7 protein-coding genes are annotated in these 7967 nt (G+C 73.8%); 6 read left to right on the forward strand and 1 reads right to left on the reverse strand.

The window, feature by feature from the left end:
- The 3 genes from CTKZ_RS01020 to CTKZ_RS01030 all read left to right on the forward strand — a co-directional run.
- Positions 1-501 (forward strand): DUF4192 family protein (locus tag CTKZ_RS01020; RefSeq protein WP_124341183.1); only part of this gene is annotated, 501 nt, incomplete at its 5' end.
- A 108-nt stretch (positions 502-609) separates the two neighbouring features.
- Positions 610-1008: a universal stress protein gene (locus tag CTKZ_RS01025; RefSeq protein ID WP_124341184.1), complete on the forward strand. Its 399-nt coding sequence runs from the start codon at positions 610-612 to the stop codon at positions 1006-1008.
- A gap of 344 nt (positions 1009-1352) precedes the next feature.
- Entirely contained in the window at positions 1353-2972 is a 1620-nt protein-coding gene (locus CTKZ_RS01030) for an RNA polymerase sigma factor (RefSeq protein WP_218052134.1), read from the forward strand.
- Positions 2973-3202: 230 nt separating this feature from the next.
- On the opposite strand, the gene CTKZ_RS01035 is transcribed toward CTKZ_RS01030, so the two are convergent.
- Entirely contained in the window at positions 3203-3412 is a 210-nt protein-coding gene (locus tag CTKZ_RS01035; RefSeq protein ID WP_225916503.1) for a DUF7455 domain-containing protein, read from the reverse strand.
- Positions 3413-3608: 196 nt separating this feature from the next.
- Here CTKZ_RS01035 and CTKZ_RS01040 point away from each other — a divergent pair, with 196 nt between their 5' ends.
- The 3 genes from CTKZ_RS01040 to CTKZ_RS01050 all read left to right on the forward strand — a co-directional run bounded on the left by CTKZ_RS01040 (position 3609) and on the right by CTKZ_RS01050 (position 7907).
- Positions 3609-5747 (forward strand): DNA gyrase/topoisomerase IV subunit B, encoded by a 2139-nt coding sequence (locus CTKZ_RS01040; RefSeq protein ID WP_124341187.1) that lies wholly within the window; start codon positions 3609-3611, stop codon positions 5745-5747.
- A gap of 232 nt (positions 5748-5979) precedes the next feature.
- A complete protein-coding gene (locus CTKZ_RS01045; RefSeq protein ID WP_124341188.1) occupies positions 5980-7008 on the forward strand; it encodes a GNAT family N-acetyltransferase in 1029 nt (342 codons plus the stop codon).
- A 131-nt stretch (positions 7009-7139) separates the two neighbouring features.
- Positions 7140-7907, forward strand: coding sequence for a lysoplasmalogenase family protein (locus CTKZ_RS01050; protein ID WP_235843108.1), 768 nt, complete (start codon positions 7140-7142; stop codon positions 7905-7907).
- Positions 7908-7967 lie beyond the last annotated feature (60 nt).

A 7967-nucleotide genomic window follows, 5' to 3' on the forward strand; every position in this document is an offset into this window, starting at 1 on the left:
GCGCCCGGCAGTCCCGGGCTCGCGGCGGCCGGTGACACCCGCGGCGCGCCCGACAGTCCCGGGCGCGCGCCGTGGGGTCGCATCGAGGCGGGTCTCGTCGACCGTCGGGTGCGGGACGCCGTGCTCGTCGGGATGCTGCCGGGGACGGGCGACCTCCCCGAGCGCAGCGTGACGGGGGAGTCACCGGCCCCCGCGGTCGACGCGGCGGTGGGTGCGGCCGTGGCGACGCTCGTGGATCCCGCGCGCGCGATGCGTCCGCCGGCGGACGTCGACGTGCACGAGCGGGTGCTCGAGCGGGTCGTCGCGCACGGCCGCGCCGGCGGCCAGGCACCGGCCCTGACGCTGCTGGCGATGCTCGCGTGGTGGCGTGGCGACGGGGCACGCGCCGCGGTCCTGCTCGAGCGCGCGCTCACCGACGACCCCGGTCACCGGCTCGCCGTGCTGCTCGCGGACGTGCTCGCGGCGGCCGTGCCGCCGGGCTGGGTGCGGTCGGCGTGCTGAGCTCCGAGGCCGTGAACGGGCAGGTCCGACGCGTGTGCCCTCGAACGTCGGCCGTACCTCGGGTAGCGTCACGGCCACGGCGCGACGGTTGTGGACGAGGGAGGACCGATGGGCGGCATCGTGGTCGGTTACCTGGCGACCCCCGAGGGCCGTGCGGCTCTCGAGGCGGCGGTCGAGGAGGCGCGCCGGAACGACTCGAGGGTCGTCGTGGTCGTGAGCGCGCGGCCCGACGAGGCGCCCGAGCAGCGTGCGGCGGTCGAGCAGGCGCTCGCGCAGGTCGAGTCGGAGCTCGCGGCCGGCGGCATCCCGCACGAGGTGCGGCTGCTGGACGGCGGCGACGTGGCCGACGACCTCATCGGGACGGCCGAGGACATCGACGCGCAGCTGGTCGTCATCGGCCTGCGTCGGCGCAGCCCCGTGGGCAAGCTCATCCTCGGTGCCAACGCGCAGCGCGTGCTGTTCGACGCCCCGTGCCCGGTCCTGACGGTGAAGCCCGCCGCGAGCTGAGACGCGCCGCGCCGCCGGAGCGAGCCGTCGTCGGCCGCGCGTCCGGTCGGCGCATCCCGCCCGCACGCACCGGGCGGCGATCCGGGACGGCGCCGTCGTGCGGTTCTCCGCGGCGGCGGTCGGTTCGGCTCGTGGCACCGCGTGGTGCGCTCTCCGCGCGAGATCGTGCGGCCCTGCGCGGGAATGCCGGGGGCCGCTCCTCCGTTGGAACGACGTCAGCCCGTGTGCCGGCGTCGACGAGGGCGCCACACCTGCCGCCGCAGCCGCCGTGCGGTCTCCGCCGGTACAATATGGGTCTACCTCCCGGCTCCCGCTCCGGGTGTCTCGCTGCCGAAAGGTACTTCGTGTCGTCCCAGACCCCGCATCCCGCGCTCCCGCGCGAGTTCGAGCACCCCGCCCTCCAGGAGCTGGTCCTCCGGGGGCGGACCCATGGCACCGTCAGCGCCGAGGAGCTGCGTTCCGCCTGCGAGCAGGCGGACGTCCAGGACCCGAAGCGTCTGAAGGCCGTCATGCGTGGCCTCGGCACCGCGGGTATCGGCGTGCAGCAGCCCGCCGCGGCCCCCGCTCCCGCGCGTGCCGTCGCGGCGACCAGCGCCAAGGCGCGGACGTCGACCAAGGCCGTCGTCGCGCGAGACGAGGCCGACGGCGACGCGCCCGCCCGCCCCGCCGCCAAGAAGGCGACGACCGCGAAGGCCGCCGGCACCGCCAAGGCCACCGCCAAGCCCGCGGCGAAGTCGACCGGGCCCAAGACGGCCGGCAAGGCCTCGGCCGCCAAGGCCGCCACGCCCGGGAAGGCCGGCGACTCCGACGAGGAGATCGACGAGACCGAGGAGCTCGAGGACGTCGAGATCGACGAGACCGAGACGCTCGAGGACGTCGACGTCGCGGCCGAGGACACCGAGGAGACGGCCGAGACCACCGAGGGCGACGACGAGGAGTCGACCGACGCGAAGCCGAAGGCCGCGGCCGAGGAGGAGTCGGAGGACAGCGCCGGCTTCGTGTACTCGGACGCCGACGACGACGACGCGCCGGTGCAGCAGGTCGTCACCGCGGGTGCGACGGCCGACCCGGTCAAGGACTACCTCAAGCAGATCGGCAAGGTCGCGCTGCTGAACGCGGAGCAGGAGGTCGAGCTCGCCAAGCGCATCGAGGCCGGCCTGTTCGCGGAGGAGCGCCTGAACGCCGGCGTCACGATGGAGCCGAAGCTGCGTCGTGAGCTCGAGTGGATCGCGGGCGACGGTCGTCGGGCCAAGAACCACCTGCTCGAGGCCAACCTGCGGCTCGTCGTCTCGCTCGCCAAGCGGTACACCGGTCGCGGCATGCTCTTCCTGGACCTGATCCAGGAGGGCAACCTCGGTCTGATCCGCGCGGTCGAGAAGTTCGACTACACCAAGGGCTACAAGTTCTCGACGTACGCGACGTGGTGGATCCGCCAGGCCATCACCCGCGCGATGGCCGACCAGGCGCGCACCATCCGCATCCCGGTGCACATGGTCGAGGTCATCAACAAGCTCGCGCGTGTCCAGCGTCAGATGCTCCAGGACCTGGGCCGCGAGCCCACGCCGGAGGAGCTGGCCAAGGAGCTCGACATGACGCCCGAGAAGGTCGTCGAGGTCCAGAAGTACGGCCGTGAGCCCATCTCGCTGCACACGCCCCTCGGTGAGGACGGCGACAGCGAGTTCGGTGACCTCATCGAGGACTCCGAGGCCGTCGTGCCCGCCGACGCGGTGAGCTTCACGCTCCTGCAGGAGCAGCTGCACCAGGTCCTCGACACCCTGTCCGAGCGCGAGGCCGGCGTCGTCTCGATGCGGTTCGGTCTCACGGACGGCCAGCCGAAGACGCTCGACGAGATCGGCAAGGTCTACGGAGTGACGCGTGAGCGCATCCGTCAGATCGAGTCCAAGACGATGTCGAAGCTGCGCCACCCGTCGCGCTCGCAGGTCCTCCGGGACTACCTCGACTGATCCGGCGCCCAGCGCCCGACGGAGCCCGCCCCGCGTCTGCGGTGGCGGGCTCCGCTGCGTCCGGGGCGGGGTGCGCGGTCGCCGTCGGCCGGAGCCTTCAGCCGGAGCGTGGGCCGGAGCCGTCGGACGGAGCGTCTGCCGGGCTCGTCAGCGTGGGGGGTGGGCCGGAAATCCGACGAGGCCCGGACCGCAAGGGTCCGGGCCTCGTCGTGCGAGTGTCGTGCGGTGCCTCAGCGGGCGGCGCCGGTGCCGGCGCCGTGCTCGGCGAGCAGGCGGTCGGTCTCGTCGTGGACGTGCGTCGCGACGTCCGCGAACTTCGGCGCGTGCTCACGCGCGTGGTGCGCGCAGAACAGCAGCTCGCCCACGGGGAGCACCACGCGGACGTAGGCCTGGGCACCGCAGCGGTCGCAACGGTCGGCTGCGGTCAACGGCTCGGTCATGGTCCCTGTCACGTCTCCATACAACCATCCCGGACGCGGATCCATCTCACCGGCGGCGGGTGGTTCGCTCCCGGCGTACGGGGTTTCCCCCGGTCGGGACGAGATCGTGTCCGGACCGTGTCCGACCCGTGTCCCGGCCGTGTCCGCTGCGGCGAGGTTCCCCGGTGCTGTCAGGCCGCCCGGCTACCATCCCCCCGTGACGACGACTTCCCCGCAGTCCGGCTACACGGCCCGGCACCTGTCGGTGCTCGAGGGCCTGGAGGCGGTCCGCAAGCGCCCCGGCATGTACATCGGCACGACCGACAGCCGCGGGCTCATGCACTGCCTCTGGGAGATCATCGACAACTCCGTCGACGAGGCGCTCGCCGGGCACGGTGACCGCATCGACATCGTGCTGCACGCCGACACGTCGGTCGAGGTCCGCGACAACGGTCGCGGCATCCCGGTCGACGTCGAGCCGAAGACCGGCCTGACGGGCGTCGAGGTCGTGTTCACCAAGCTGCACGCGGGCGGCAAGTTCGGCGGCGGCTCGTACGGCGCGTCGGGCGGTCTGCACGGCGTCGGCGCCTCAGTCGTCAACGCGCTGTCGGCACGGCTCGACGTCGAGGTCGACCGCGGCGGCCGCACGCACCGCATGACGTTCCACCGCGGCGAGCCGGGCGTGTTCGACGACCGCGAGGGCCTGAGCCCCGAGTCGCCGTTCGAGCCGTTCGTCTCGGGCTCCGAGCTCGCGGTCGTCGGCAAGACGGCCCGCGCCCGCACGGGCACGCGCGTGCGCTACTGGGCGGACCGGCAGATCTTCCCGAAGACGGCCGTGTTCTCCTACGACGAGCTCGTGACGCGTGCGCGTCAGACGAGCTTCCTGGTGCCCGGCCTCACGCTGACCGTGCGCGACGAGCGCGGCATCCCCGGCACGCCGGGGGAGGGCGGCCCGCACGAGGAGACGTTCTTCCACAGCGGTGGCGTCGTCGACTTCGTCGACCACCTGTCGCCGGACCCGGCGGTGACGGACACCTGGCACCTCACGGGCTCGGGCACGTTCACCGAGACGGTCCCGGTGCTCGACGACCGCGGCCACATGACCCCGCAGGAGGTCAGCCGCACCTGCGAGGTCGACGTCGCGCTGCGCTGGGGGACCGGCTACGAGACCGAGGTCCGGTCGTTCGTCAACATCATCGCGACGCCCAAGGGCGGCACGCATCTCGCGGGCTTCGAGACGGGCCTGCTGCGCACGGTCCGCAAGGCCGTCGAGGCGAACGCGCGCCGGCTCAAGATCAGCGCGAAGGACGCGGCGACCGAGCGCATCGAGAAGGAGGACGTGCTCGCGGGCCTCACCGCGGTCGTGACGGTCCGGCTCGCGGAGCCGCAGTTCGAGGGCCAGACGAAGGAGGTCCTCGGCACCGCGCCGGTGCGCGCGATCGTCGCGAAGGTCCTCGACACCGAGCTCGGCGGCATCTTCGTGTCGCCCAAGCGCGACCACAAGGCGCAGTCGTCGCTGCTGCTCGACAAGGTCGTGGGGGAGATGCGGGCGCGGCTGTCGGCGCGCAAGCAGAAGGAGATCTCCCGCCGGAAGAACGCGCTCGAGTCGTCGTCGCTGCCCGCGAAGCTCGCGGACTGCCGCATCGACGACGTGGACCGCAGCGAGCTGTTCATCGTCGAGGGCGACAGCGCGCTCGGCACCGCGAAGCTCGCGCGCAGCTCGGACTTCCAGGCGCTGCTGCCGATCCGCGGCAAGATCCTCAACGTCCAGAAGGCGTCCGTCACGGACATGCTGAAGAACACCGAGTGCGCCTCGATCATCCAGGTGATCGGTGCGGGCTCGGGCCGGACGTTCGACCTCGACGCCGCGCGCTACGGCAAGGTCGTGATGATGACGGACGCCGACGTCGACGGCGCCCACATCCGCACGCTGCTGCTCACGCTCTTCTTCCGCTACATGCGGCCGCTCGTCGAGCAGGGCCGCGTCTACGCGGCGGTCCCGCCGCTGCACCGCATCGAGCTCGTCGGGGGCGGCCGCAAGGCCGACCCGGAGGACCGGTACCTCTACACCTACTCGGAGGCGGAGCTCGCGGCGACGCTCAAGCGGCTCGACCGCAGTGGCAAGCGCTACAAGGACGACATCCAGCGGTACAAGGGTCTCGGTGAGATGGACGCCGACCAGCTCGCGGAGACGACGATGGACCCACGTCACCGCACGCTGCGCCGCGTCACCGTCGAGGCCGCGGCCCGCGCCGAGCAGATCTTCGAGCTGCTCATGGGCTCGGACGTGGCGCCGCGCAAGGACTTCATCGTCGCGGGTGCCCAGGCGCTCGACCGGTCGCGCATCGACGCCTGAGGCCGTCCCGTCGCGTCCGGGCTGAGCCCTGTCGCGTCCGGGCCGAGCCCCGCACGGCCGGCGCGGTCCGGTCTGGTCCGGTCCGGTCCGGTCCGCTGGACGGCCGGGGGACATGCCGCCGCGGCGACACCCACCGGCTGCAGGACCGGCACCGGCACGACCACGGCGACGGCGCGGACGTCGAGCGGATTTCCGGTTGCCCCTGGCCGGGACGTGCCGTGAGGGTGGGTCGGTGACCACCACCTCCCTGCCGCCCATCGCGGAGCGCGCCGCCGCGCCCGTCGACGTCCCGTTGCCCGACCCGTCGCTGGGCCTCACCTGGCGCCCGGTCACGCGAGACGACGTCCCGGCGCTGAGCGCGCTCGTCACCCGCACGGAGGTCGCCGACGGTGTGCCCTACCGGACGGTGGCCGAGGAGATCGACGAGAAGCTCGACGGCGAGTGGCGTGACATCCCGCGCGACACGCTCGTCGGCCTGGACGCCGACGGTGTGCCGCGGGCGTGGGCCGAGGTGGACCAGCCCCCGGGCGACACGCGCGTCGTGCGGGCGTTCGTCGGAGGAGGCGTCGACCCGGACTGGCGGGGTCGCGGAGTCGGCCGGGCGATCGTGGCCTGGTCGCACGCCCGTGCGCGCCAGGTCCTCGCGGCGAGCGGCAAGGAGCTGCCCGCACGGATCGCGGCGTACGTGCCGGACGAGGCGCAGGACGCGGCCCGGCTGCTGACCCGCTCCGGGATGACGCCCGTGCGCTACTACGCCGAGATGCGCCGCCCGCTCGACGCGCCGCTGCCCGACGCGCCCACGCCCGACGGCGTGCGGATCGTCCCCTGGGCGCCCGAGCACGACGAGGGTGCGCGTCTCGCGCACAACGCCGCGTTCGCCGACCACTGGGGGAGCGAGCCGCGCAACGCCGCGCAGTGGGTGCACGGCCGCAGCATGTTCGCGCCGACGTGGAGCCTGGTCGCGCTCGACGGCAAGGACCAGGTCGTCGGCTACCTGCTGTCGGGACGGTACGAGGCCGACTGGGAGGTCACGGGCCACTCGGCGGGGTACACGGACCTGCTCGGGGTGGTCCGCGAGTGGCGCGGTCGCGGGCTCGCGTCGGCGCTGCTCGCGGCCGTCATGGCGGTCTACCGGGCGGACGGCATGGAGTACGCCGAGCTCAGCGTCGACACCGCGAACCGGTCGGGTGCGCACCGGCTCTACACGGGCCTGGGGTACGCCGTGTACGCCAGCTCGGCGATGTACGCGATCGAGCTCTGAGCCCTGCGGGCGACGGTCGCGCGAACCGTCCTCGGAGGGCGTGCGACGCGGGTTAGCATCGGCGACGGCCGGACGACGAGGTCCGGCCGCGTGCCGTCCCGGACGCTGACGTCCGGTCCCAGGAGGTCGCCGTGCTCCGGTCCCTGCCCGTCGCTGCTCGCGTGTGGTCGGTCCTCTACGTCGTCGACGCGGTGCTGCTGCTCGTGTGCCGTGCGGCGGGCGCCGACGCCGTCGCGGAGGTCGCGCAGTGGTGCGCGATGCCGCTGCTCGCGGCCGCGGTCGCGACCGCGACCCGGTGGCCGCGCGGGCGGCTCGTGACGTGGACGCTCGTCGCGCTCGGCTGCTCGTGGCTCGGCGACACGCTCCCGGCGACGTCCGGCGGCGACACCGCGTTCCTGCTCATGGTCGGCGGGTTCCTGCTCGCGCAGGTCGCGTACGTCGTGGCGTTCGCCCCCGACGCGCGTCGCTCGGTCGCCTACCGGCACCCGGTGCGGCTGCTGCCCTACGCGGTCGTCCTCGTCGTCCTGGTCGGGCTCTGCGCGCCGCATGCGGGTGCGCTGCTGGTGCCGGTCGCGGTGTACGGCGGCGTGCTCGTCGCGATGGCGGTCCTCGCGACCGGCGTGAGCCCGCTCGCCGGGGCCGCGGGCGCCGTGTTCGTCGTGTCCGACGGCCTGATCGCGCTCGAGGCGTTCGTGCCGGCGTGGCACCTGCCCGGCCAGGACGTCTGGGTGATGCTGACCTACCTGGTCGCGCAGGGGATGCTCGCGGTGGCCGTCGTCGAGCGCAACCACGCCGCCCGGCGGGCCCGGCCCGTGCCCGCGGCGGAGGCACGGCCGCCGGCGCCGAAGCGCGACAACGTGGTCGCGCTCGTCGGCTGGACCGGGGCACCCGTCCGCTGACGCGCGGTCGCGACGACCGGCGTGCCGGCGGCGGCGCGGTCGCGACGACCGGCGTGCCGG

It is taken from the genome of Cellulomonas algicola (assembly GCF_003851725.1).
In the GTDB taxonomy this organism is placed as follows: Bacteria; Actinomycetota; Actinomycetes; order Actinomycetales; family Cellulomonadaceae; genus Cellulomonas; species Cellulomonas algicola.

Excerpts from the sequence above, each read along its gene's own strand:
- CTKZ_RS01025 (WP_124341184.1), top strand. The coding sequence starts at position 610 with ATGGGCGGCATCGTGGTCGGTTACCTGGCGACCCCCGAGGGCCGTGCG.
- CTKZ_RS01035 (WP_225916503.1), bottom strand. The coding sequence starts at position 3,412 with ATGACCGAGCCGTTGACCGCAGCCGACCGTTGCGACCGCTGCGGTGCC.